This window comes from Diaphorobacter sp. HDW4A, from assembly GCF_011305995.1.
Classification (GTDB): Bacteria; Pseudomonadota; Gammaproteobacteria; order Burkholderiales; family Burkholderiaceae_C; genus Diaphorobacter_A.
Genome location: NZ_CP049910.1, coordinates 2,308,784 through 2,330,529 on the forward strand (window position 1 = coordinate 2,308,784; position 21,746 = coordinate 2,330,529).

24 protein-coding genes are annotated in these 21,746 nt (G+C 62.6%); 10 read left to right on the top strand and 14 right to left on the bottom strand.

Features of this window, described 5'->3' with window-relative positions:
- Positions 1-4 precede the first annotated feature (4 nt).
- The gene (locus G7047_RS10360) at positions 5-1,210 is read right to left on the bottom strand and encodes a thiolase (RefSeq protein ID WP_166304535.1); all 1,206 of its coding nucleotides are present in this window, start codon (positions 1,208-1,210) and stop codon (positions 5-7) included.
- Positions 1,207-1,605 carry a Zn-ribbon domain-containing OB-fold protein gene (locus G7047_RS10365; RefSeq protein ID WP_166304538.1) on the bottom strand — a complete coding sequence of 133 codons (399 nt, stop codon included), beginning with the start codon at positions 1,603-1,605 and terminating at the stop codon, positions 1,207-1,209. The genes G7047_RS10360 and G7047_RS10365 overlap by 4 nt, the downstream gene beginning before the upstream one ends.
- Positions 1,606-1,930: 325 nt before the next feature.
- Between G7047_RS10365 and G7047_RS10370 the strand changes: the two genes are divergently transcribed.
- Both G7047_RS10370 and G7047_RS10375 read left to right on the top strand, forming a co-directional pair.
- On the top strand, positions 1,931-3,148 hold the full coding sequence (locus G7047_RS10370) for an ABC transporter substrate-binding protein (RefSeq protein ID WP_166304541.1): 1,218 nt from the start codon (positions 1,931-1,933) through the stop codon (positions 3,146-3,148).
- 2 nt (positions 3,149-3,150) lie between these two features.
- Positions 3,151-4,281: a zinc-dependent alcohol dehydrogenase family protein gene (locus G7047_RS10375; RefSeq protein ID WP_166304544.1), complete on the top strand. Its 1,131-nt coding sequence runs from the start codon at positions 3,151-3,153 to the stop codon at positions 4,279-4,281.
- 82 nt (positions 4,282-4,363) lie between these two features.
- Here the strand turns inward: G7047_RS10375 and G7047_RS10380 are convergent, their stop codons facing one another.
- The 7 genes from G7047_RS10380 to G7047_RS10410 form a co-directional block, all read right to left on the bottom strand.
- Entirely contained in the window at positions 4,364-4,714 is a 351-nt protein-coding gene (locus G7047_RS10380) for a hypothetical protein (RefSeq protein ID WP_166304547.1), read from the bottom strand.
- A 38-nt stretch (positions 4,715-4,752) separates the two neighbouring features.
- Entirely contained in the window at positions 4,753-5,199 is a 447-nt protein-coding gene (locus G7047_RS10385; protein WP_166304550.1) for a hypothetical protein, read from the bottom strand.
- A gap of 39 nt (positions 5,200-5,238) precedes the next feature.
- Positions 5,239-6,237, bottom strand: a complete 999-nt coding sequence (locus tag G7047_RS10390) for a tripartite tricarboxylate transporter substrate binding protein (RefSeq protein ID WP_166304553.1) — start codon at positions 6,235-6,237, stop codon at positions 5,239-5,241.
- A 20-nt stretch (positions 6,238-6,257) separates the two neighbouring features.
- Complete coding sequence (locus tag G7047_RS10395) at positions 6,258-7,247, bottom strand: tripartite tricarboxylate transporter substrate binding protein (RefSeq protein ID WP_166304556.1); 990 nt, start codon at positions 7,245-7,247, stop codon at positions 6,258-6,260.
- Positions 7,248-7,385: 138 nt separating this feature from the next.
- On the bottom strand, positions 7,386-8,186 hold the full coding sequence (locus G7047_RS10400; protein ID WP_166304559.1) for an enoyl-CoA hydratase/isomerase family protein: 801 nt from the start codon (positions 8,184-8,186) through the stop codon (positions 7,386-7,388).
- A 33-nt stretch (positions 8,187-8,219) separates the two neighbouring features.
- Positions 8,220-9,113: a MaoC/PaaZ C-terminal domain-containing protein gene (locus G7047_RS10405; RefSeq protein WP_166304562.1), complete on the bottom strand. Its 894-nt coding sequence runs from the start codon at positions 9,111-9,113 to the stop codon at positions 8,220-8,222.
- A gap of 15 nt (positions 9,114-9,128) precedes the next feature.
- Complete coding sequence (locus G7047_RS10410) at positions 9,129-10,046, bottom strand: SDR family NAD(P)-dependent oxidoreductase (RefSeq protein ID WP_166304565.1); 918 nt, start codon at positions 10,044-10,046, stop codon at positions 9,129-9,131.
- A 466-nt stretch (positions 10,047-10,512) separates the two neighbouring features.
- Between G7047_RS10410 and G7047_RS10415 the strand changes: the two genes are divergently transcribed.
- The 4 genes from G7047_RS10415 to G7047_RS10430 all read left to right on the top strand — a co-directional run bounded on the left by G7047_RS10415 (position 10,513) and on the right by G7047_RS10430 (position 12,934).
- Positions 10,513-11,616 carry an NAD(P)/FAD-dependent oxidoreductase gene (locus G7047_RS10415; protein WP_256376849.1) on the top strand — a complete coding sequence of 368 codons (1,104 nt, stop codon included), beginning with the start codon at positions 10,513-10,515 and terminating at the stop codon, positions 11,614-11,616.
- Positions 11,617-11,775: 159 nt separating this feature from the next.
- Positions 11,776-12,084 (top strand): YqjD family protein, encoded by a 309-nt coding sequence (locus G7047_RS10420; protein ID WP_166304568.1) that lies wholly within the window; start codon positions 11,776-11,778, stop codon positions 12,082-12,084.
- A gap of 86 nt (positions 12,085-12,170) precedes the next feature.
- A complete protein-coding gene (locus tag G7047_RS10425) occupies positions 12,171-12,566 on the top strand; it encodes a phage holin family protein (protein ID WP_166304571.1) in 396 nt (131 codons plus the stop codon).
- The gene (locus G7047_RS10430) at positions 12,566-12,934 is read left to right on the top strand and encodes a hypothetical protein (protein WP_240939440.1); all 369 of its coding nucleotides are present in this window, start codon (positions 12,566-12,568) and stop codon (positions 12,932-12,934) included. The genes G7047_RS10425 and G7047_RS10430 overlap by 1 nt, the downstream gene beginning before the upstream one ends.
- 286 nt (positions 12,935-13,220) lie before the next feature.
- Here G7047_RS10430 and G7047_RS10435 read toward each other — a convergent pair whose 3' ends face one another.
- A complete protein-coding gene (locus G7047_RS10435; protein WP_166304574.1) occupies positions 13,221-14,270 on the bottom strand; it encodes a quinone-dependent dihydroorotate dehydrogenase in 1,050 nt (349 codons plus the stop codon).
- A gap of 35 nt (positions 14,271-14,305) precedes the next feature.
- On the opposite strand from G7047_RS10435, the gene rpiA reads away from it, so the two are divergent.
- Positions 14,306-14,998 carry a ribose-5-phosphate isomerase RpiA gene (gene rpiA / locus G7047_RS10440; protein ID WP_166304579.1) on the top strand — a complete coding sequence of 231 codons (693 nt, stop codon included), beginning with the start codon at positions 14,306-14,308 and terminating at the stop codon, positions 14,996-14,998.
- A gap of 51 nt (positions 14,999-15,049) precedes the next feature.
- Here rpiA and G7047_RS10445 read toward each other — a convergent pair whose 3' ends face one another.
- From G7047_RS10445 to G7047_RS10460, 4 genes are all read right to left on the bottom strand, one after another.
- Positions 15,050-16,420 (bottom strand): TolC family outer membrane protein, encoded by a 1,371-nt coding sequence (locus G7047_RS10445; protein WP_166304582.1) that lies wholly within the window; start codon positions 16,418-16,420, stop codon positions 15,050-15,052.
- Between the two features lie 105 nt (positions 16,421-16,525).
- Complete coding sequence (locus tag G7047_RS10450) at positions 16,526-16,867, bottom strand: rhodanese-like domain-containing protein (RefSeq protein WP_166304585.1); 342 nt, start codon at positions 16,865-16,867, stop codon at positions 16,526-16,528.
- Between the two features lie 35 nt (positions 16,868-16,902).
- Positions 16,903-17,613 (bottom strand): protein-L-isoaspartate O-methyltransferase, encoded by a 711-nt coding sequence (locus G7047_RS10455; protein ID WP_166304588.1) that lies wholly within the window; start codon positions 17,611-17,613, stop codon positions 16,903-16,905.
- 47 nt (positions 17,614-17,660) lie between these two features.
- Positions 17,661-18,311, bottom strand: a complete 651-nt coding sequence (locus G7047_RS10460; protein ID WP_166304591.1) for a TetR/AcrR family transcriptional regulator — start codon at positions 18,309-18,311, stop codon at positions 17,661-17,663.
- 134 nt (positions 18,312-18,445) lie between these two features.
- Between G7047_RS10460 and msrA the strand changes: the two genes are divergently transcribed.
- The 3 genes from msrA to G7047_RS10475 all read left to right on the top strand — a co-directional run bounded on the left by msrA (position 18,446) and on the right by G7047_RS10475 (position 21,746).
- On the top strand, positions 18,446-18,991 hold the full coding sequence (gene msrA / locus G7047_RS10465) for a peptide-methionine (S)-S-oxide reductase MsrA (RefSeq protein WP_166304594.1): 546 nt from the start codon (positions 18,446-18,448) through the stop codon (positions 18,989-18,991).
- Between the two features lie 105 nt (positions 18,992-19,096).
- Complete coding sequence (locus G7047_RS10470; RefSeq protein ID WP_166304598.1) at positions 19,097-19,462, top strand: hypothetical protein; 366 nt, start codon at positions 19,097-19,099, stop codon at positions 19,460-19,462.
- A gap of 283 nt (positions 19,463-19,745) precedes the next feature.
- Positions 19,746-21,746: a TonB-dependent receptor domain-containing protein gene (locus G7047_RS10475; protein ID WP_240939539.1), complete on the top strand. Its 2,001-nt coding sequence runs from the start codon at positions 19,746-19,748 to the stop codon at positions 21,744-21,746.

Consider the following 21,746-nt stretch of genomic DNA (forward strand, 5'->3'; position numbering starts at 1 on the left):
CGGTTCAAACGGTATCTGCCGTGCCGAGAATTGCCGTGGCCTGGCTCGAAAGCGTGCCGCCGTTGCCGTGGCAGACGGCGGTGCGCGCGCGCGTCAACTGGCGCTGCCCAGCCTGTCCACGCAACTGGCGCACGGCCTCGATCAGCGTGAAGATGCCATACATGCCGGGGTGCACGCACGAGAGGCCGCCGCCATTGGTGTTGACCGCCAACCGTCCGCCCGGGGCAATTGCGCCGTTCTGCACGAACGCGCCTCCTTCGCCCTTCTTGCAGAATCCGAGGTCTTCGAGGAACAGGATGGTGTTGATGGTGAAAGCGTCGTAGAGCTGCGCCATGTCCATGTCTTTTGCACTCAAGCCTGCCATCGCGAAGGCCTGCGGGCCGGACTGGGCTGCAGCCGTGGTTGTGAGGTCGGGCATGCAGGAGATTTGGCGGTTCCAGCAGGCCGTGGCGCTGCCGAGCACGTGGATGGGAGGCTGTTTGAGGTCTCGCGCGCGGTCGGCTCGGGTCAGCACGATGGCGCCTGCACCGTCGGTGACGAGGCAGCAGTCGCGCACGCCGAGCGGGCTCGCGACGCGGCGGGACTTCAGCACGTCGTCGATGGAAAGCGGATCGCGCATGAACGCTTCGGGGTTCTGCTGCGCCCAACCGCGTGCGGCCACGGCCACTTCGGCGAGCTGCTCGCGCGTGGTGCCGAATTCATGCATGTGCCGCGCGGCTGCGAGCGCATAGGCGGTGACTGGCAGCACCGGCTCGAACGGGTGCTCGTAGGGCTGTGGGTCCATGAAGCGCCGTGCGGCCGTGCTTTCCTTGCGACCGAACGCGGCCGAGCGCTGCGCGCTGCCGTAGCAGATAAGCACCGCATTGCATTGTCCCGCATCAAGCGCGCGCACGGCGGGCAGCAGGTGAGCGATGAAGCTGCTGCCGCCCACCATCGTGCCGTCCACATAGGTCGGGTTGATGCCGAGATGCTCGATCACCGGCATGGTCCACATGCCGGAGTTCACGCTGCAGGTGGCGAGGCCGTCGATGTCCTGCATGGAGAGGCCCGCATCGGCCACGGCGGCGTGGGCCGCACGAACGAGCAAGGTCATGTCGTCCATGCCTGGCGACTCACCGCAGCCATAAGTGGCGGCTCCGGCAATGGCGATGCGGCCGCGCAAGTGGCGGTTGGCCTTGGCGGCGTCGAGATGCGATTGGGGAATGCTCATGCTGCGCTCCCGTTCACTTTGGTGTCTGCATTGGCGGGATGGAACAGCACCAGCCCGCGCCCATCGCGCTGCGCCACGCGTGCTTGCACGCGCTGGCCGATGTGGACCGCATCGGGCGGCACATCTTCGACACGGCTCATCATGCGCACACCTTCGTCCAGATCGATGAGCGCCACGTTGTAGTCGCCACCCGCGTCGGGCTTGCGGGCGATAGTGCTGGTGGAATAGACCACGCCGAGGCCACTGGGCCGCACCCACTTGAGCGGGCTCGCACCGCAATGCGGGCACAGCTCGCGGGGCGTGAAGACATGTTTGCTGCATTGCGGACATTGCTGTATGCAGAAACGGCCGGCATCTAGCTCGGCCTGGTAATGCGTCTGGGCGCTCATTTGCATGGTGCTGTGTCTCCTGTGTTGGGCTGTTGTCAGACCGGTTTCCCGTTCATTGTCCCAGCATGCCTGCGCAGGGCGGAGCCAGCAATTCGGGATTCTGAAAGGGAGGCTTCTCGCGGTTTGCGGAGCGTTCTACCTGGCGGATTTCAGGCCGCGTTGCACTGCGTGTTAACCCGGCTTCATCGGTGCTGAACCCGTGCTTTCACAACCGCAGATAGGCGCCCGACCGCAGCGAGAACTAGCATCCGACGCGGCTCCAGTACCGGGTTGGAAAGCGGTGGGAGTCGGCTCTTGCTTCCTCATGCCAAAAGTTCACAGGAGACAACGAATGCGTTCCAGGTTTTTGCGATTTCTACAGGCCGGTACGGTGGTCTGTACTGCCATCGGTTGTGCGACTCAGGCCGCCGGGATTTCCGACGATGTGGTGAAAATCGGCGTGCTCAGCGACATGAGCGGTCTCTATGCCGACACGGCGGGTAGAGGCTCGGTGGAGGCGGCCCGGATGGCGATTCAGGACTTCGGCGGAACGGTGCTTGGCAAGAAGATCGAACTGGTCTTCGCGGACCACCAGAACAAGGCCGATGTGGGCGCGACGGCCGCGCGCAACTGGTTCGACCGCGAGGGCGTGGATCTGATCGTGGATCTCAACAACTCCTCGGTCGCGGTGGCGGTCAACAACCTGGCCCGCGAGCGCAACAAGATGGTGATGAACACCGGCGGCGCGTCCGACATCCTCACCAACGAGCACTGCGCGGCTACGGCCATCCATTACACCTACGACAGCTACGCGCTTGGCAACAGCGCGGTGCGCGGCATTCTCGCGCAGGGCAAGAAGGATTGGTACATCATCGGCGTCGACTACGCGTTCGGCAAGGCGATGACGGCCAATCTCAACGAGTTCGTGGGCGAGGGCGGCGGGCGCATCGTCGGCGCCACCTACCATCCGCTGAACGCCAGCGATTTTTCGTCTTTCCTGCTGCAGGCCCAATCGTCCAAGGCGTCGGTGATCGCGCTCGCGAACGCCACGGCCGACACGGTCAATACCATCAAGGCGGCCAACGAATTCGGCATCACCAAGAAACAGACCGTCGTGCCGACCATCATGTTCATCAACGACGTGCACGCGCTCGGGCTCAAGCAGGGCCAGGGCATGGTGTTCGCGACGGGCTTCTACTGGGACCGCACGCCCGAGTCGCGCCAGTGGGCGCGGCGCTTCTTCGAGAAGATGAAGAAGATGCCGTCGATGGTGCACGCGGGCGGCTATTCGGCCGTCACGCAGTACCTCAAGGCCGTGCAGGCAACTGGCACCGACGATGGTCTGGCCGTGGCCAAACAACTCAAGTCCATGCCGATCACCGATTTCTTCTCGCAGAACGGCAAGGTGCGTGAGGATGGCCGCATGGTGCACGATATGTACCTCGTCGAGGTGAAGAAGCCCGAGGAATCCCAGTATCCATGGGACTACTACAAGGTGCTCAAGACCATCCCGGGCGACCAGGCGTTCAAGCCCCTCGTCAAGAGCACCTGCAAACTTCTGAAAGGTTGAAGATGAAGACGCGTGCAGCCGTACTGACCCGCACCGGCGCACCCGCGCCCTATGCACAGAGCAAGCCGCTGGAGATCTGGAAGGTGGACCTTGCGCCCCCCGGCCCCGGCGAGGTGCTGGTGCGCATCGCCGCCGCCGGGGTCTGCCATTCGGACCTCTCCATCATCAACGGCGACCGCCCACGGGCCACGCCCATCGTGCTCGGCCACGAAGCCTCGGGTGTGATCGAAGCGCTCGGCGAGGGCGTGACCGACATCGCGGTCGGTGACCACGTCGTGCTGCTCTTCGTGCCCGGCTGCGGCAACTGCATGCCGTGCGCTGAAGGCCGTCCCGTACTTTGTGAACCTGCAGCGCAGGCCGGAGTCGCGGGCACGCTGCTCTCGGGTGCAAAACGCATTTCAAAGAATGGCGAGTCCATCTCGCACTTTGTGGGAGTGTCCGCGTTTGCGGAGCATGCCGTGGTGTCGCGCCGTGGGGTGCAGAAGATCGACGAACTGATCCCGCTGGAAATCGCGGCGCTGTTTGGCTGCGCGGTGATGACCGGTGTTGGCGCGGTCGCCAACACGGCCAAGGTACAGCCGGGCGAGAGCGTGGCGGTCGTCGGATTGGGCGGAGTGGGGCTGTCGGGCGTGATGGGCGCGGCGGCGGCTGGAGCGTCGCGCGTCATCGCCATCGACCTGAACGACGACAAGCTCGCGCATGCCCTGCAGTTCGGCGCCACGCACACCTTCAACGCAAGCGATCAGGAGGTCGTGCAAAAAGTGCGCGACCTGACCAGTGGCGGCGTTGACCACGCATTCGAGATGGTGGGAGCCGCGCCCGCGCTGGAACTGGCCTACCGCGTCACTCGGCGTGGTGGCACCACCGTTACCGTGGGCCTACCCGCCAACGCGCAGGCGATCAGCCTGCCGGTATGGCATCTGGTGGCCGAGGAACGCACGCTCAAGGGCAGCTACATGGGCAGCTGCGTGCCGCGCCGCGATGTGGCGCGCTATCTGTCGCTCTATGAAGCGGGGCGTTTGCCGGTCGATCAATTGGTCACCGGGATGCTGACGCTGGATGAAATCAACGAGGGCTTTGACCGCTTGGCGCGGGGCGAAGCGATTCGGCAGATCATTCGTATGGGGGCTTGAGGCGTGGCAGCCTGAATGTGATTGGGCACTGCAGTGCTTGGAAATGGCGCTGAATGACCTTGAAAGCCCCGCTGGTTGGCTGCTACTTGTCTTTTGGAGGCGAGCGCCCGGTGATTTTGCGAACGATTCCAACGATTTTGTGCATGAGCGCGCCTACGAACAACACCGTCGGTTCACGATGGGGGCCTAGTCCGAAGAAGGGAAGCGGCGGAAACTCCCCGTACTCGCGCTGCAGGTCATGCAGCGCCTCGCTCGATGTCTTGAAGGCGAGCGCGGTTGCGGCAGACAGATGCTCTGGGCAAAACCACTCCGAACCGCTCGGATGTCCAATCATCCCTTCCGCCAGCGGCACGTAGTCAGCAAACCGCACCAAGTCCCCGCCTTTGTCCAGGTGAAAGTCTCTGTGACAGAGAAAACAGTATGGTGGCTTCATGGGGGCTTTCTACTTTCCAGCTCACTGGAGGAAGATCTTCATTTGCGCTTCTTGGGCTCTGCCTTGGCAGGTCCTGCCGCCGCGTATTCATTGCAGGTGTTAATGATCTTGGTCCACGTGGCGGCCATGTGGTCGTCCCGTTCTTTTTCACTCAAGCCGTTGTAGGGCTTCGTGTTCAACAGTTCCGACAACTGCGCGACCGCCTTGTCGCGCACGGTATTGGATTCGAGCCATTGGCCCACGTATTCCTTGCCTGCGGTCTGGTAGGCCAGTTCCTTGTAGTCAACAGGTTTGGGCACGCCGGGCAGCGGCTTGCCGTCGGCCCCTTGCGTGTACATGTGCAGGAGCAGCGCGTGCGAGTTGCAGAGAATCATCGAGTCGGCAAATTCCCGCTGTGCCGGGGTCATCTCGGCCAAGACCGGGGCGGTTGAGCCGACGAGAAGCAGCGAGAGGGCGAGGGAGCGGAGTGAAAACGGAAACGTCATGAGAGCACATTGTGCATGGCTCAGCATGGCGCGTGGTGTTCAGCTTGCCGTGATCCCTGCCACCTTGATCACCTTGGCCCATTTTTCGATTTCAGAGCGCAGGCGTTTCTTCATCTGCTCCTGCGTGCCCGGATCGGCCTCGGCGCCGGCTTCGAGCAGCTTCTGGCGCACGGCGGGGTCGTTCATCACGGCGTTGAAATCGCGATTGAGCTTTTCCTGAATCGGCTTGGGCGTCTTGGCCGGGGCGAACAGTGCCGCCCACGAATAGGCCTCGTAGCCGGGGAGGCCCGATTCGGCGATGGAGGGAACCTCGGGGCGCATTGCGGAGCGGGTGGGGTTGGCGACGCCGAGCACCTTGACGCGGTTGGCCTTGATCTGCGGAAGCGCGGTGGGCGCGTCGGCGAACATGATCTGCACCTGCCCGCCGAGCAGGTCCGTCATCGCGGGTGCGCTGCCTTTGTAGGGCACATGCTGCAGCTTGGTGCCGGCCAGCATATTGAAGAGTTCACCCGCCAGATGCGTGCCGCCGCCGTTGCCGGCCGAGCCGAAGCTGAGGGGCGTTGAGCCCGATTTGGCGAGCGCGATCAGCTCCTTCACATTGTTGGCGGGCACCGAAGGATGGACGACCAGAAACACCGGGAAGAGGGCCGCGAAGCTGATCGGGACGAAATCCTTTTCGATGTCGTAGGGCAACTTGTCCATCAGCGTGTGGTTGACCGAGTTATGGATGGCGCCAACAAACAGGCTGTAGCCGTCCGCAGGTTCGCGGGCCGCTGCCGCAGCGCCCACCACGCCGCCTGCGCCGGGACGGTTGTCGACGATGGTGGGCACATTCCACAGCTCGCCGAGCTTCTGGCTGGCGGCGCGGGCGGTGGTGTCCACCGGGCCTGCGGGCGGAAACGGGACGATGAATTTCACGGCCTTGCTTGGCCAGGCATTTGCTGCCTGTGAGGCGAGCGGTGCGCCGAGCAGTGGCAGCAGGCTGCTGGCCAATATTTGACGGCGGTTCAGGTCATGGGATTGAACTCGGTGCTTCATGGCGATCTCCTCACTTCAATTCAATCCACCACGATGCCTTGGGTGACCGTAGCCCACATCGCGCGTTCCTTGGCGGCGCGGTCGGCGAGCTTCTGGGGCTCGCCGACCCATTCGTCATAGCCCAGTTCCTTGAGCCGCTTGGAGAGATCAGGTTGTTTGAGCGCCGCGTTCACCGCCTTGTTGAGCTTGGCCGTCAGCTCGGGAGACATGCCCTTGGGACCGTAGATGCCGTACCAGCCGCCGACGTCGAAATCCTTGAGCGCAGGGATGCCCGATTCGGCCACGGCGGGCACGTCGGGCAGCAGGGCGTTGCGCTGCGGCGAGGTGACCGCAATCGCGCGCACCTTCTTGGCGGCGATGAAGCCGCTCGCGGTGCTGATGATGTCCATCATCATGCTGATCTGGCCGCCGATCACGTCGGTCATGGCGGGCGCATTGCCTTTGTAGGGGATGTGGTTGAGCTCCACGCCGCTGCGCTTGGCGAGCAGCAGCATGCCAAGGTGATTCGAGCCGCCCACACCCGCCGATCCGTAGCTCAGCGTGCCGGGATGGGTCTTGGCGTAGTCCACCAGCTCCTTGGCCGTCTTGAAGGGCTGATCGTTGTTCACCACGAGCACGTTGTAGTAGCTGAGTACGGGAGAGACCGGCGTCAGATCCTTGGCCGGATCGAACGGCATCTTGGTCATCACATTGGGGCTGATGGTAACTGTGGGGCTGGCGGCAAACCAGAGCAGCAATCCATCGGGCTTGCCACGCGAGACCTCGGCAGCGGCGACGGTCGCGTTGGCGCCCGGCTTGTTTTCGACGATGACCGTCGTACCGAGTTCTCTTGACAGCGCCGCACCGACGAGTCGCGCGCCCTGATCCACAGGACCTCCGGCGGCATAGCCCACGAGCAGGCGCACGGACTGGGCATCCTGTGCGGACGCGGGAAGGGCGGTGGCCCCAATCGCGGCCACAGCGGCCAACGCCAGTTGGTGAAGGGCCAATCGCCGGGTGGTGGTTCGCATGGGCTTGTCTCCGATATTTTGGGATGTCAAAACTTCAGCGTTCGCATGGTGCGACGTCCCATGCCCGCTGGGAATCTGCTTTTGCAGAAGTCGGGGTTCACACGCTCTTGGAGAGGGTTTGCCCCGATGAGCGTTCGCTCACTTGGCGGGCCTGTCCCAGTCGAAGAGCAGCGGCTGTTTGTCGCGAAAGCGTTGCACGGCCTGCTGGTGGTATTCGGAGCCACGGCACATGGTCTGGGCATAGGCCTCGAGTTCGGACATCGCGCGCGCATCGAGCTCGAAAGCCTGGTTCATGATGGTCTTGGCCATGCCGATGGCTGCCGTGGAGGCCGCCTTGAAGCGCGTGGCCAGCGTCAGCGCTGCAGCCTGCAGTGCGGGGCCGTCATCGTGAATCTCGTAGACGATGCCGAGTTCCTTGGCTTCCGATGCACCCAGCGTGCGTGCGGTGAAGACCAGCTCTTTGGCGCGCTGCTGGCCGACAATGCGCGGCAGCAACTGCATCGCGCCCAGATCGGGAATCAGGCCGATGCGGCCAAACACCGCGCAGAACTTGGCACGCTGGGTGGAAAGAATGAAATCGGCGGCCAACGCGAGGCTGAACCCCGCGCCAAAGGCCGGCCCATCCACCGCCGCGATCACTGGCTTTTGCAGATTCACCAATTCGGGAAACCATTGGTGCAGTGCGCGGATGCGCTCGCGCCACGGCAGCCCGCCCTCGTTGGACTGCACCATCTGGATCACATCACCGCCCGAGCAGAACGCGCCCCCGGCGCCTGTGATGATGACGGCCTGCACGCTGTCGTCGTCGCGCATCTGGACGATGGCCGCTGCGATGCCCAGCCGCATGTCCTTGCTCAACGCATTGCGCGCTTCCGGACGGTTGAGGGTGATGATGCCGATGCCGTCTTGCACCTGGGTCAATACGGTGGGATTGCTCATGGGCGCTTGTCTCCTGTAGTTGGGGCGGATCGCTCAGTTCAATTCTGCAAAGCCGTGGCTTAACACCACTTTGTCGCGCTCCAGAACGCGGGCGCGAAGCTGGAGTTGCGTGGGCTGTCCGGGCTCCTGCCAGATCTCGGTGACCAAGGTTTCGCCTGGATAGACCGGCGCGGCGAAGCGGATGTCCAGTGCCTTGAGGCGCGTGGGATCGTTGCCCGCGCATTGCCGCAGAATCGCACGCATCACCAAGCCGTAGCTTGCAAGTCCGTGCAGGATGGGGCGGTCAAAGCCCGCCACGCGCGCGACGGCGGGTTCCGCGTGCAGCGGGTTGAAGTCGCCGAGCAGGCGATAGAGCAGCGCGGCTTCGGGACGCGTGGCCTGGATGTCGGTGAAGTCGGGCGCACGATCTTCGGGGGTGGGTGAGAGGGGCGGCAGCGGTGCGTCGCTGGGCTGGCCGCCGCTTTGCTGGCTGTAGCCGCCATCGCCACGCAGAAAGGTCACGCCCTGCAGCGTGGCCAGCAGCTCGCCCTGCGCGGTTTCGATGCGCCGCTCGCTCACGAGAATCGCGCCTTTGCCCTCTCCCTTGTCGGTGAGATGGGTGACGCGCGTGTGTCCCACTACCTCGGCACTCGCGGGCAGCGGGCGGTGGATGCGCATGCGCTGCTCGCCGTGCAGCAGCTTGACCCAGTCGATGCCTGTATCGTTCTCGCGCGCCCAGAAGCCCGGATAGCCAAGCACCACTGCCAGCGACGGCATGGCGCGCAGGCCGCCTTGTGCGCCTTCATAGACAAAGGGCAGGGCGCTCTCGTCGACGGGGTCGTTGCCGAGCCCGAGGCTGAGCGCATACAGCATGGTGTCGCGCTCGGTGTAGTGCTGGTGCTGGGGCGAGAAGCGGCGCTGTTTGAGATGTTCGTAGCTGATTGCCATGTCGCTCGCGCTCCTTCAGATCGGGTCCCAGCTGAACACCTCACCCGAGCGTTCCAGCTCGAAGAACGAGGACTTGAGCGCGGGCATGCCGTGCTCGGCGATGCTCTGCGGCGTCCAGCCCTCGCTGCGATGGATACCACGCACCGGGCGCGGCTGGCTCATCAGGAAGATCTCGTTGTTGCGCACGGCGAAGACCTGCGCGTTCACGTCCTTGGCGGCATCGGACAGCAGATAGACCGCCAGCGGCGCGATCTTGTTGGGCGTCATCTGCTGGATCTTGGCGACGCGCGCTTGCTGCTCGGGCGTGTCAGTGGGGATCGATCCGATCATGCGGCTCCAGGCAAAGGGAGCGATGCAGTTGGAGCGCACGTTGAACTTCTGCATGTCGAGCGCGATGCTCTTGGACAGCGCGGTGAGCGCGAGCTTGGCCGCGCTGTAGTTGGCTTGGCCGAAGTTGCCGATGAGGCCCGAGGTCGAGGTCATGTGCACGAAGGCGCCGCTTTCCTGTTCCTTGAAATGCGTGGCGGCCGCGCGGCTCATGTAGTAGCTGCCATAGAGGTGGACCTTGATCACGGCATCCCACTCGTCGAGGCTCATCTTGTGAAAGAAACGGTCGCGCAGAATGCCCGCGTTGTTGACCACACCGTCGATTTTTCCAAAGCTGTCCACCGCGCATTCGACGATGCGTGCAGCGCTCGTGGATTCGGAGACGCTGTCGGTGTTGGCCACCGCCTGGCCACCAGCGGCCTTGATCTCGGCGACCACCTTGTGGGCCGGGCCGTCGTCCGTGCCCTCGCCGTTGGTGGAGGTGCCGATGTCATTGACCACGACCTTCGCGCCCTCAGCCGCCAGCGCCAGCGCCATGTCGCGCCCGATGCCGCCTCCCGAGCCGGTGACCACGACCACTTTGCCTTCCATCATCTTCTGTGCCATTGCTTGTCTTCCTTGGGTTCTTTGGGAAAAAAGTGCACCTCAAGCATGCGCCCAAAGCCCGTTTGCGGCCATTTGCGAATCAGAAGGCCGGGGTTTGTCAGGCTGAAAGCAGATCCAGCTTGTGGCCTGGTTTATGGGTGAAAATGCAGCGCATTCAGACTGAAAGGCAAGCCGTGGCAGAGAGTGTCGATTGTGTGGTGATAGGGGTCGATTCAGAAAACGGAATTTAAAGCACGCTAAGGAATGCTCGATCCAGCAACGGCGCGGCTTTGCGTGTGGCGTCTGCCGCTGGAAGCGGCGTTTCGGCTGTTCTCGAAACTCGGCAGTCTCGGCGGCTCGATTCGAGAGCGGTTTTCGAGAACGGGACGGACAAGGCCAGCACTGGCGCGGCCCGCATTCTCACGGTGGCTTCTTGAAAATGATCGTTTGCGAGAGCGGTGGCCATGCCAATGGCTTAACGTACTTTATTTTCCGTTTTCTGAGACGTCCCCTGATAGGAGCGGGCGTCGTGGGCCTCGCAGTGGCCAGGGCGCTGGCCTTGCAGGGCCGCGAGGTGCTGGTGCTCGAGGCCGCGAATGCCATCGGCACCGAGACCTCGTCGCGCAACAGCGAAGTGATTCATGCGGGTATCTACTATGCGCAGGGCTCACTGAAAGCGCGGCTGTGCGTGCGGGGCAAGGAGCTGCTTTATACCTATTGCGAGGAGCGCGGCATCGCTCACCGGCGCTGTGGCAAGCTGATCGTGGCGACCTCGCCCGAGCAGCGCGCCAAGCTCGACAGCATTGCCCAGCATGCTGCTGCGAACGGGGTGAACGATATGCAGTTGCTCACCGCCGACGAGGCGCGGGCGCTCGAACCCTCACTGCACTGCGTGGCCGCCTTGCTCTCGCCGAGCACCGGCATCGTGGACAGCCACGGGCTCATGCTGTCGCTGCTCGGCGATGTCGAAAACCATGGCGGTGCGCTCGCACTGCAGTCGCCCGTGTCTGGTGCGGAATGTTTGCCCGAGGGCATTTTGGTGCGCGCGGCCGACGGCACGGAGTTGCTGGCCAAAACCGTGATCAACGCGGCGGGTCTGCATGCTCCAGACCTCGCGCGCCGATTCGCGGGCCTCGCGTCCGAGCATGTGCCGACGGCCTACTACGCCAAAGGTAACTATTTCACGCTGGGCGGCAAGGCCCCGTTCACACACCTGATCTATCCGGTGCCGGAAGCGGCGGGGCTCGGCGTTCATCTGACGCTTGATCTTGGCGGGCAGGCCAAGTTCGGCCCCGATGTGCAATGGGTGAATGGCCCGGACGATCTGGTGGTCGATCCTGCGCGCGGTGAGGGCTTCTATGGCGAGGTGCGCAAGTACTGGCCGACGCTGCCCGATGGATCGTTGTCGGCTGGCTATGCAGGCATTCGTCCCAAGATCAGCAGCCCCAAGGATGCAGCGGTCGATTTTGTGATTCAGGGCCCGCAGGTGCATGGCATCGCCGGGTTGGTGAATCTGTTTGGCATCGAGTCGCCGGGGCTGACCAGCTCGCTGGCCATCGGCGAGCATGTTGCGCGACTCCTGAAAGTTTGAAACATCCCGGCCAGCCGTGCACTCGCCCCGCAGCGTGCTTTGGAATTGGTAGCATCAACGGGCTTGTAGGGGCTAAGATGTGGTCTGGACCTACAAGGTCAAATATAGCTTGCGTTTATCTTTGTTCCAACTGTTAACCATCAGGAAGAGGCTTTGAATATGAGTACCGCATCGGAAAAAATCGCCAGCGCACAAGAAGATCTGGAGCAACTCGTGGGTGACCTGCGCGGTCTGCTCGCCAGCAAGGATCTGGACAGCGTTCCTGAAATCCGCCAGTTGCGCAAGCGTCTGGACGACAGCATGTACACCGTGCGCGAATCCGCCGTGCGCGCCGCGCAAGAAGCCGCCTATCAGGCCAAGGAAGCCGCACGCGTGGCCAACAACTACGCACACGACGAGCCATGGCGCGTCGCCAGCGCTGCGCTGGCCGTGGGTGCTCTGGTGGGCTTTCTGCTCGCCCGCCGTTGATCGTTTGACCGGTTGAGTCACTGCAGGAGCGCGGCGCACGCCACGTTTTTGCAGATTCCAAAACAACTAGAGAGGCAAGCGCACGCATGAATCTGATTGCATTGCTCGGATTGGAGGGCCTCGTCGCGCGTTGGCGGGCCAACGTGATCGAGGGCGCCATTGCGGCAGAAGATCGACTGGAGCTGGCCGGCATGGAATGGGCCGACCAGAAGCGCCGACTCGTGACGCTCGCCGTGCTCGGCGTCATCGCGGGAGGCCTCACGGTGATCGCGCTCATCATGCTGTCACTCGCAATTCTGGTGAATTTCTGGGACACCCCCAACCGTGTCACCGTTGGTTGGCTGCTGGCTGGTGGCTGGCTGCTGCTGTGGGTGATCGTACTCATAGCGCTGACGTTGATAGCCAAGCGTGCAGGCAATGCGTTCGCACTGACCAAGCGCGTGCTGGCGCAGGACTGGCAGCAAGTCAAGGATCGGCTGTGATGAGCAACGCCAAGAACACTCCCACTCCGAAGCCCGTGCGTTCGACCACCTCGGCAGTCGAGCGTGAAATCAACGCATCGCTGGCATCCCCTGAGCAACTCGCGGTGCTCAAGCGCATCGACGCCCAACGCGACCGCATCCACGCCCGTCAACTGGCGATGCAGCAGGCACGCGCTTTGAAGGCCAGCAACGCCGACCGCGTAGACGCCGAAGCGCCCCTGCCGGTACGCCTTCTGGCGTTCGCCAAGTTGCACCCCGTCGCAGTGGCCGTGGCCGTCGGCGCGGCACTGATTGCGGGGCCAGCCAAGCTGATGCGCATAGGCGGCATCGTCCTTCCTATCGTGATGAAGATGCGCAGCAGCAAATAACGCTGACGCACAAACAATGAGAAGGCCCATCGCAAAATCGATGGGCTTTTTCGTTGAACAAGACAAATCACCGGACGTTTGTTGCAGTGAAAACAGCAGCCCCACGAAGCAAGCAGGGCACCCGATCTCACACCCCAACGGCAAGACAGCCCCTCAGGCCAGGTGTCGAAGCGGCAGATCAGTACGCCTTGAAGGTAAGGCTTCGCAACAATGCATGAGAGGGTGTATTGCCGCCCCAAAACGGCCAATCATCGAAACCAAAGGCTTCGTACAACAAACAGACAGATCAGCGCTTCATACCCTTGATGGCCTGAGCAGCTTGGCCGACGAGCTCGGGGCCTTTGTAGATCAAACCGGTATAGATCTGCACCACATCGGCCCCCGCGCGAATCTTGCTGACGGCGTCTTGGGCACTCATGACGCCGCCGACTCCAATGATGGGATACCCACGGCCCAACTGCGCCCGCAGTTGCGAAATCACCCGATTGCTGGCCTCCAGCACTGGAGCGCCACTCAGCCCCCCAGTCTCCTCACTGTGCTGCATCCCCTTGACCGCATCGCGGCTGATCGTGGTGTTGGTGGCAATCACGCCATCCATGCCCTGGCGCTTGAGCGTCGCGGCGATCAGGCGAATTTGGTCCTCGTCCAGATCGGGCGCGATCTTCACGAAGATCGGCACGCGGCGGCCGTGCTGGGCGGCGAGTTTTTCGCGGCGCTCGGCGATGGCGAAGAGCAGGGCGTCGAGCGCTTCGTCACTCTGCAGCTCGCGCAGATTCTTGGTGTTAGGGGAGCTGATGTTGACCGTCACGTAGTCGGCATGCGGATACACGCCTTCAAGACAGATCAGGTAGTCGCTAGTCGCGCTCTCCATTGGCGTGGCCGCGTTCTTGCCGATGTTCAGGCCTAGCAGCATGGGCTTGCCCTGGGCGCGGGTCTGCGACTTCTTCACGTTGGCGATGAATGCTTCCAGCCCTTCGTTGTTGAAGCCAAGGCGGTTGATCAGCGCGTTGGCCTGTGGCAGGCGGAACATGCGCGGCTTGGGGTTGCCGGGTTGGCCCTTGGGTGTCACGGTGCCGACTTCGACAAAGCCGAAGCCCATCGCGGCAAGTCCGTCGATCACGCGGGCGTTCTTGTCCAGACCGGCGGCCATGCCCACGCGGTTGGGGAACTTCAATCCTGCGAGTTCAATGGGATCGCTCACCATCGGGTTGCACCATGCCCACGACAGCGGTGTGCGCTGGCCCTTGGCCAGCATGTCCATCGTGAATTCATGGGCCTTTTCCGGGTCCATGTTGAAGAGAATTGGGCGAGCGAAAGCGTAGGGTAGTAAAGACATTGGGATAATTCAAGGTTCAACACGGATTTTCGCCCATGACGACAACAACCAACTCACTTTCTCAGGATCAACTCAAGACTTTGGTCGGTCAGGCCGCGCTGCAATACGTCGTGCCGGACGAAATCGTGGGCGTGGGCACCGGCTCGACGGTCAACAAGTTCATCGACGCGCTGGCCACCATGAAAGACCAGATTCGTGGTGCGGTCTCCAGCTCGCTCGCGAGCACCGAGCGTCTGCAGGCGCTCGGCATCAAGGTGTTCGACGCCAATGAAGTCGAGGCGCTGGCCGTCTACATCGACGGTGCGGACGAGATCGACGGCAAGGGTTACATGGTCAAGGGCGGCGGTGCGGCCCTCACACGCGAGAAGATCGTCGCAGCACTGGCCAAGCAGTTCGTCTGCATCGCCGACGAGTCCAAGCTGGTCGATGTGCTGGGCGAATTCCCGCTGCCCGTCGAGGTGATTCCGATGGCGGCTGCGCAAATTCAACGTCGCTTCGAGGCGCTCGGCGGCACGGCCAGCATCCGCCAGAAGGACGGCAAGCCGCTCGTGACCGACAACGGCCAGCACATCATCGACGTGCGGGGCCTGAAGATCAACGATCCGCTGGAATTCGAGAGCACCGTGAATCAGTGGCCCGGCGTGGTCACCGTCGGTGTGTTCGCACACCAGAAGGCGGGCGTCTGCCTGCTGGGCACGTCGTCTGGCGTGCGCACTATGACATTCTGATGTGGCGAAGGAGCGCTCGCGACCGGTTCGCGGCGTGCTCCTTTCCACTGGTCACTTCATCAGCAGTCCATCAACCTTGGCGATGTCCTCATCGCCCAGAATGCCTGCGGCTTGGCGCAGCTTGAGCTGGCCCATCAGCACGTCATAGCGCGCCTTGGCGAGATCGCGTTGGGTCTGGTAGAGCTGGCTTTGCGCGTTGAGGATGTCGATGTTCACCCGCACTCCGACTTGGTAGCCGAGTCGGTTGGCATCGAGTGCGCTCTGGCTGGACGCGACCGCGGCTTCCAGCGCCTTGACCTGGCCCATGCCGGACTGCACGCCCAGATAGGCGGCACGCGAGGCCTGCGCGACGTTGCGGCGGGCGTTGTCGAGATCAGCCTGGGCCTTTTCTTCGAGCGACAGGGTTTCCTTCACCCGGTTCTGCACCGCAAAGCCTGCAAACAGCGGCATGTTGAGCGCCACACCCACGCTTGCGCTGGTCGCGCGCGAGTGCACGAAAGGTTGCGAGGTCATGCCGTTTGGGTTGCGCTGCATTCCGTAGCTGGCCTGCAGATCGACCGTGGGCAGATGGCCGGTTTCGGCCTTCTTTGTTTCAAGGCGCGCGACGTCTAGCGCAATCTGCGCCTGACGCACGACGGGTTGAGTGGACTCGGCCGTGTCCACCCACTGAGTGATGTCCGAGGGCTCCACAACGGGGAGGACGACGGGATGGGCCAGTGGCAGAGGCGCGATGCCCACTCGGCCAACGATCTGATCGAGCGCAAGCTTCTTGACCTGCAGGTCGTTGGTCGCGGCGATCTCCTGTGCGCTGGCGAGATCGTGGCGCGCCTGCGCTTCGCGCGAGTCGGTGATGGTCGCGTTGCCGAGCTCGAAGTTGCTCTTGGCTGATGCGAGCTGCTCGGAAATCGCCTTCTTCTGCGTCTGCACGACGTTGAGCGTGTCCTGTGCGGCGAGCACATCGAAGTAGGCCTGGCTCACGCGGATCAGCAAATCCTGGTCGGCCGCGTCGAGCTGTGCCTGCGCGATCTCCACGCCGCGTTGACCTTGCTGGAAGGCGATGCGGTTGGCGGGGCGGAACAGCGGCTGGCTGGCGACGATGGCGGCCTGCTGCGATGGGCCGTGCAGATCGAAATTCTGCGCCGTCATCGTAGGCGTCTTGACGCGGTACTGCGTGTGCGCGGTGCTGACTCCGGCCTGCGCTGCAACGCTCGGAAGCAGCCCTGCTCGGGCCTGTTGGCCCCGGCTCACCGTGGCGTCGTATTGCGCCTTGGCGGACTGCCATGGGGCGTCGTAGCCACGGGCTTGTTCAACCAGTTCGAAGAGGCTTTGCGCCTGAGCGGCCTGCGCGGTGAGGGCACTGGCAGCGACCGCGAGTGACAGGGTCAGTGGGAGCTTGCGCAACGAGGACGGCAAAAAGGGCATGGTGTCCTTCCAGCAAATCGGCATGACGAATTCGCTCTGCGCCGCGCACGGGGTGCGCGTTCGCAGGCGGATGAATGAACTGCTTTTGACTCTGAAGCGAGCGCCTCAATACCGGGGAACTGACGGGGCCACTTCGGCTGACCAGGCGTCGATGCCTCCGGTGATGTTGGCGACATGCTCAAAACCCTGATGTTCGAGAAAGCCCGCCACACGCAGGCTGCGCATGCCGTGGTGACACAGGCAGGCCACGGGGCGCGCTGGGTCGAGTTCGGCGAGGCGGGCGGTGATTTCGCCCATCGGGATCGTGACGAGTTCAAAGTCTGCGGGCGTGATGCTCGCGGTCTGCAGTTCCCACGCTTCGCGCACGTCCAGCACGAGTGGACGGGCACCCTCGGGTGCGGCGGCGATCCAGTCGGCGAGTTGGTTGGGGCGAATGTGGGCAATCATGCAAAGTTTCCTGGAAGGATAAAGACGTTTCAGTATTAAAACTTGAACGCCGAGGGTTCTGGGAAGTTCAGCAGGCGCGGCACGACGATGTCCCACGGCTCCTTCACTTCGAAGCTACTGCCCTTGCGGGTGACGACGGTGGTGCGCATCATGGGTTCCTGACCCACGACGGCCACGAGACGGCCGCCTTCGGTGAGCAGTGCGAGCAGGTTCTTGGGCACTTCGGCGATGGAACCGCTGACCATGATCACATCAAACGGGCCGTCCGCGCTCAGATCGCGCGAGCCATCGGCCATGCGGACATCGACATTGGTGATGCCAGCCGAGCTCAGGTTTTCCTTGGCGAATTCGACCAGATCGGCGTTGATTTCAAGCGAAAGTACCTGCGAGCCGCTGCGGCCGAGCAGGGCGGCCATGTAGCCGGAGCCGGTGCCGATTTCGAGCACGCGGTCTGTGGACTTGACCGCTGCGTCTTGCAGCATGCGGGCCTCGACGCGCGGAGGCAGCATCATTTGACCAGTGCGCTCGGCTTCTTCGACCGACGCGTTCAGGGGAATCTCGATGTCCATGAACGCCATGGAGCGGTATGCGACAGGCGCAAATTCTTCGCGGCGCACTTCCGTCATCAGGTCGAGTACGTCCTCGGCCAGCACGCGCCACGGGCGGATCTGCTGCTCAATCATGTTGAAGCGAGCCTGTTCCACGAGGTTGGTGGTGTCGGCGGGCGTGTTCAAAGGCATGTTCATGGGGGTACTCCGAATTGCGGACTTCTGGATCAGACAAACCTCTGATTCTAGGCCGCTCGCGGGCGCAAACCCAGCAACAGGTTTTCTGCATGCATCTGCAGGTACTTCACAGGGTCGAAATTTTCCGGGTTGACGATGCACATCGAGCGCGAGGAGAGCATCAGATCGAGCTGCATCAGCGGTGCCTCGAACAGATAGATCGCATAGTCGATATCGAGTTGGCGGAACTCGCCTGAATCCATACCGAGTTGGAGCATCTTGCGGATCAGTCCCTGCGCGGGCAGCACCACCTCGTTGCGGTAGAAGAGGGCGATCTCGGGAAAGTTGTTCACCTCCGACATCATCAGCTTGCCAAGGCCGCTGGCCTTGGTCGAGCCGATGCGCTCCCACCAGGCGTTGAAGGCGTACTCCACCATTTCGCTGCAGGTGCCGTTGAAGGTGGTCAGCTCGGCCTCCCACTCGGCGAAACGGCCCGAGATGTTTTCGCGCACCACGGCCTTGAACAGCTCTTCCTTGCTCGGAAAATAGAGAAACAGCGTGCCCTTGGACACCCCGGCGCGAGCTGCGACCTCGTCGACCTTGGTGGCGGCATAACCCTTTTCGACGAACAGGTCGAGCGCGGCCTCAAGCAGCTCACCGGGACGGGCTTCCTTGCGGCGGCCGCGTTTGGTGGTGGTGCTTTCAGTGGCTGAGGACATGGGCTCGTGGAACAAGGAGAGGAAGAAATAGTTAATGACTGACTGGTTAGTAATATAACAACCTCATTTTCCGTCGTCAAATACTTGCCCTACATAATTCGTACAGCAACAATCATCGCGAAGGAGCCGCAACCATGAGCAACGAACAAGACATCATTCTGGGCGGTGGCTGTTTCTGGTGCACGGAAGCCGTGTTCGACCGGGTGAACGGCGTGACCGATGTCGAAAGCGGCTACGCCAATGGGCTGGTCGATCATCCAACCTACGAGCAGATCTGCGATGGTGATACGGGCCACGCCGAAGTCGTGAAGCTGCGCTACGACCCGGCCGTGATCAGCCTGCGCCAGATTCTGGAGATCTTCTTCGCGACCCACGACCCGACCACGCTCAATCGACAGGGCAATGACGTGGGGACGCAGTATCGCAGCGCGATCTACTACACCAACGATGAGCAAAAACAGGTGATCGACGATCTGCTGCGCGAGATCGGGCAGGACAAGCTCTTCGGCGTGCCGGTCGTCACTGAGGTGGAGCCGGTGAAGAGCTATTGGCCGGCTGAGGAATATCATCAGGACTACTTCCTGCAGCACCCCAATCAGGGCTACTGCGCGTTTGTTGTAGGCCCCAAGGTCGACAAGTTCCGCAAGACGTTTTCACAGCACTTGAAGTCTGGAGCCTGATTTACGGGCTATGCTCTCGGGTTCGCGGCCTGTGACTTGTTGTTTTGATCGGGCTGCCTACTTTCTCCGATGAACTCCCACCTTTCCCTGCGACAACGATTAGGCATGTGCTGGCTGATGCTGGCACTGGTGCTGTCGCCTGCGCTTGGCTTGGTGCACAAGGTGGTGCACGGATCGGGCTTGCCCGCGCCATTGGCGATTGAGGTCGTCGCCCAATTCACGCAATCGGCTGGAGAGGCCGCAGCACCGCAATCGCAGGAGGGACTGCACGGCCTGTTCGGCGCGCACACCAAGTCCGAGTGCGTATTGCTCGACCAGATCGCGCTCGGTCATGCGCTCATGGCGCATGCCTTGCCGGTTGCGCAGCCATTGCCTGCTGCGCTGCCGGTTGCCGATGTTCCCGCCCCACCTCTTGGCCAACATGCCGCGCCGTTTCGTGCGCGCGGCCCCCCTTCATTGCTATTGGCCTGAGTTCATCGACCGTTTCGTTTCTTGTTTGCTGTGCGCGATTGCTGCGCGTGAATCGATGACGCCTGTTCGCTGAACACGGGCTGACCACTCGCTCGATTTCATCGTCGTTGTCGCGGCCACTGTCGCTGTTGCACAACCCCATCGATTCATCGCGTCCGCATGTCAGGCAACACGGTTGCCCGAGTGCGTTGGCGCGGCCTGTTTTCATCAAGCAATGAAGCACATTTTCTTTTCTCATCCGGCGCATGCTCCACTGCGTCCGCTGTCCGTTTCCATTTTTCTGATGTTCACCGCCGGCGCTGGTGTAGTCCATGCAGAGGGATCCGAGCCCACTGCTGCGCTGCCCGAGATCACCGTCTCATCGAGTGGGCTCGCGCTCGGTGTGTCCGACATGACCACACCTGTCAGCGTGATCGAAGGTGATACGCTGGTGCGCAGCCGCGCGGCTACGCTCGGTGAAACGCTGGAGGGCGAGCCGGGCATCACCAGCAGCCATTTCGGCGCGGGTGCGAGCCGTCCCGTCATTCGAGGCATGGATGGTCCGCGCGTGAAGGTGCTCTCCGACGGTTCAGAGATACAGGACGCCTCGACCATAAGCCCGGATCATGCGGTTGCATCCGAGCCCATGCTGGCAACGCAGATCGAGGTGCTGCGCGGACCATCGGCGCTGATCTATGGCGCGGGCGCGGTCGGCGGCGTGGTCAATGTGCTTGACAACAAGATTCCCACCGCGATTCCAGAGAAAGGCGTTGAAGGCAGTGCGGAAGTCCGCTACGGTTCGGGTGCGAACGAGAAGGCGGGCGCCGTCTCGTTGACCGGCGGCGCGGGAAACATCGCTGCCCATGTAGAGATCTCGGGCCGCAACGCAGGTGACTATGACATCGGCAATGGCTGGAGCGGCGGCGCGAGCGTGCCCGGCAGCTTCAATCGCACGAGCGGCGGTAGCCTCGGCCTGTCGTGGATCGGGTCGCAGGGCTATCTTGGCTTCTCCGTGACCCAGCAGAACGCCAAGTACGGACTGCCGGGCCACAACCACGATATTGAAGGCTGCCATCCGCATGGTGATCATCTGCACTGCGGATCGCACGACGGCCACGAACATGAGCACGAAGAACACGCCGCAGGCGACGTACCTGTGGTCGACATGCGCAGCAACCGCCTTGATGTGCGCGGGGAACTGCGCAATCCGTTCGCGGGTTTCAGCGTGATCCGCATGCGCGGCGGATTGACCGATTACCGCCACGATGAGATCGAGGATGGTGCCATCGGCACGACGTTCAAGAACAAGGCGTACGACCTGCGCGTGGAAGCCGAGCATCAACCGATTGCGGGTTGGAAGGGTGTGCTGGGTGTTCAGACTTCGCAGCGCAAGTTCAGCGCAGTCGGTGAGGAGGCCTATGTACAGCCAACGCTCACCCGCAAGACCGGGCTGTTCCTGCTTGAGGAATACCGCATCGACAACTGGCGCTTCGAGGCCGCGTTGCGCCACGACCGCCAGACCGCTGAGGCCGAGGACAGTCAGATCGAACGCAGCCACAACGGCACCTCGTTGTCTCTGGGGACGGTGTGGCGCTTTCAGCCCGGCTATGCCGCAGGCCTGACCTACAGCCGCGCCAGCCGCGCACCGACTGCGGAAGAGCTCTACGCGCGCGGTCTCCACATGGCAACCGCAACCTACGAGATCGGCAACACGGACCTTCGCAACGAAGTCTCGAACAACTTCGACCTTTCGCTCAGGAAGACCAGCGGACCAACCACGTTCGACGTGACCGCGTATCGCAACCGCATCAAGGGCTATATCTACGGACAGACGCTCGACGCGCAGGAAGGCGTGCAACTGTTGCAATACAGCCAGCGCGATGCGACTTTCACAGGCGTGGAGGCCAAGGTACGCCAGCAATTGCACAAAGCACTGGGCCTGACGGTGTTCGGTGATGTAGTGCGCGCCAAGCTCGACGACGGCAGCAATCTTCCGCGCATGGCGCCAGCGCGTCTTGGCGTGCGGCTCGATACGCAATGGCGCGAGTGGGATGGCAATGTCGAATGGGTGCAGGTGGCTCGCCAGAGCCGCGTGGCCGAATTTGAATCGCAGACACCCGGCTACGGCATGCTCAACGTGGGCGTCGCCTACAACGGCGGGCGCGGCACGCAGCATGAGTGGCAGGTCTACCTCAAGGCGCGTAACCTGACGAACCGACTGGCCTATTCGGCCACCTCGTTCATCAAGGACGCAGCGCCGCTGATGGGGCGCAACGTTGTGCTGGGGATGCGTGTGTCGTTCTGA

What these genes read in the sequence shown, in the direction of transcription:
- G7047_RS10360 (WP_166304535.1), bottom strand. Translation starts at nt 1,210, where the DNA reads ATGAGCATTCCCCAATCGCATCTCGACGCCGCCAAGGCCAACCGCCAC.
- G7047_RS10365 (WP_166304538.1), bottom strand. Translation starts at nt 1,605, where the DNA reads ATGCAAATGAGCGCCCAGACGCATTACCAGGCCGAGCTAGATGCCGGC.
- G7047_RS10370 (WP_166304541.1), top strand. Translation starts at nt 1,931, where the DNA reads ATGCGTTCCAGGTTTTTGCGATTTCTACAGGCCGGTACGGTGGTCTGT.
- G7047_RS10375 (WP_166304544.1), top strand. Translation starts at nt 3,151, where the DNA reads ATGAAGACGCGTGCAGCCGTACTGACCCGCACCGGCGCACCCGCGCCC.
- G7047_RS10380 (WP_166304547.1), bottom strand. Translation starts at nt 4,714, where the DNA reads ATGAAGCCACCATACTGTTTTCTCTGTCACAGAGACTTTCACCTGGAC.
- G7047_RS10385 (WP_166304550.1), bottom strand. Translation starts at nt 5,199, where the DNA reads ATGACGTTTCCGTTTTCACTCCGCTCCCTCGCCCTCTCGCTGCTTCTC.
- G7047_RS10390 (WP_166304553.1), bottom strand. Translation starts at nt 6,237, where the DNA reads ATGAAGCACCGAGTTCAATCCCATGACCTGAACCGCCGTCAAATATTG.
- G7047_RS10395 (WP_166304556.1), bottom strand. Translation starts at nt 7,247, where the DNA reads ATGCGAACCACCACCCGGCGATTGGCCCTTCACCAACTGGCGTTGGCC.
- G7047_RS10400 (WP_166304559.1), bottom strand. Translation starts at nt 8,186, where the DNA reads ATGAGCAATCCCACCGTATTGACCCAGGTGCAAGACGGCATCGGCATC.
- G7047_RS10405 (WP_166304562.1), bottom strand. Translation starts at nt 9,113, where the DNA reads ATGGCAATCAGCTACGAACATCTCAAACAGCGCCGCTTCTCGCCCCAG.
- G7047_RS10410 (WP_166304565.1), bottom strand. Translation starts at nt 10,046, where the DNA reads ATGGCACAGAAGATGATGGAAGGCAAAGTGGTCGTGGTCACCGGCTCG.
- G7047_RS10420 (WP_166304568.1), top strand. Translation starts at nt 11,776, where the DNA reads ATGAGTACCGCATCGGAAAAAATCGCCAGCGCACAAGAAGATCTGGAG.
- G7047_RS10425 (WP_166304571.1), top strand. Translation starts at nt 12,171, where the DNA reads ATGAATCTGATTGCATTGCTCGGATTGGAGGGCCTCGTCGCGCGTTGG.
- G7047_RS10430 (WP_240939440.1), top strand. Translation starts at nt 12,566, where the DNA reads ATGAGCAACGCCAAGAACACTCCCACTCCGAAGCCCGTGCGTTCGACC.
- G7047_RS10435 (WP_166304574.1), bottom strand. Translation starts at nt 14,270, where the DNA reads ATGTCTTTACTACCCTACGCTTTCGCTCGCCCAATTCTCTTCAACATG.
- rpiA (WP_166304579.1), top strand. Translation starts at nt 14,306, where the DNA reads ATGACGACAACAACCAACTCACTTTCTCAGGATCAACTCAAGACTTTG.
- G7047_RS10445 (WP_166304582.1), bottom strand. Translation starts at nt 16,420, where the DNA reads ATGCCCTTTTTGCCGTCCTCGTTGCGCAAGCTCCCACTGACCCTGTCA.
- G7047_RS10450 (WP_166304585.1), bottom strand. Translation starts at nt 16,867, where the DNA reads ATGATTGCCCACATTCGCCCCAACCAACTCGCCGACTGGATCGCCGCC.
- G7047_RS10455 (WP_166304588.1), bottom strand. Translation starts at nt 17,613, where the DNA reads ATGAACATGCCTTTGAACACGCCCGCCGACACCACCAACCTCGTGGAA.
- G7047_RS10460 (WP_166304591.1), bottom strand. Translation starts at nt 18,311, where the DNA reads ATGTCCTCAGCCACTGAAAGCACCACCACCAAACGCGGCCGCCGCAAG.
- msrA (WP_166304594.1), top strand. Translation starts at nt 18,446, where the DNA reads ATGAGCAACGAACAAGACATCATTCTGGGCGGTGGCTGTTTCTGGTGC.
- G7047_RS10470 (WP_166304598.1), top strand. Translation starts at nt 19,097, where the DNA reads ATGTGCTGGCTGATGCTGGCACTGGTGCTGTCGCCTGCGCTTGGCTTG.
- G7047_RS10475 (WP_240939539.1), top strand. Translation starts at nt 19,746, where the DNA reads ATGTTCACCGCCGGCGCTGGTGTAGTCCATGCAGAGGGATCCGAGCCC.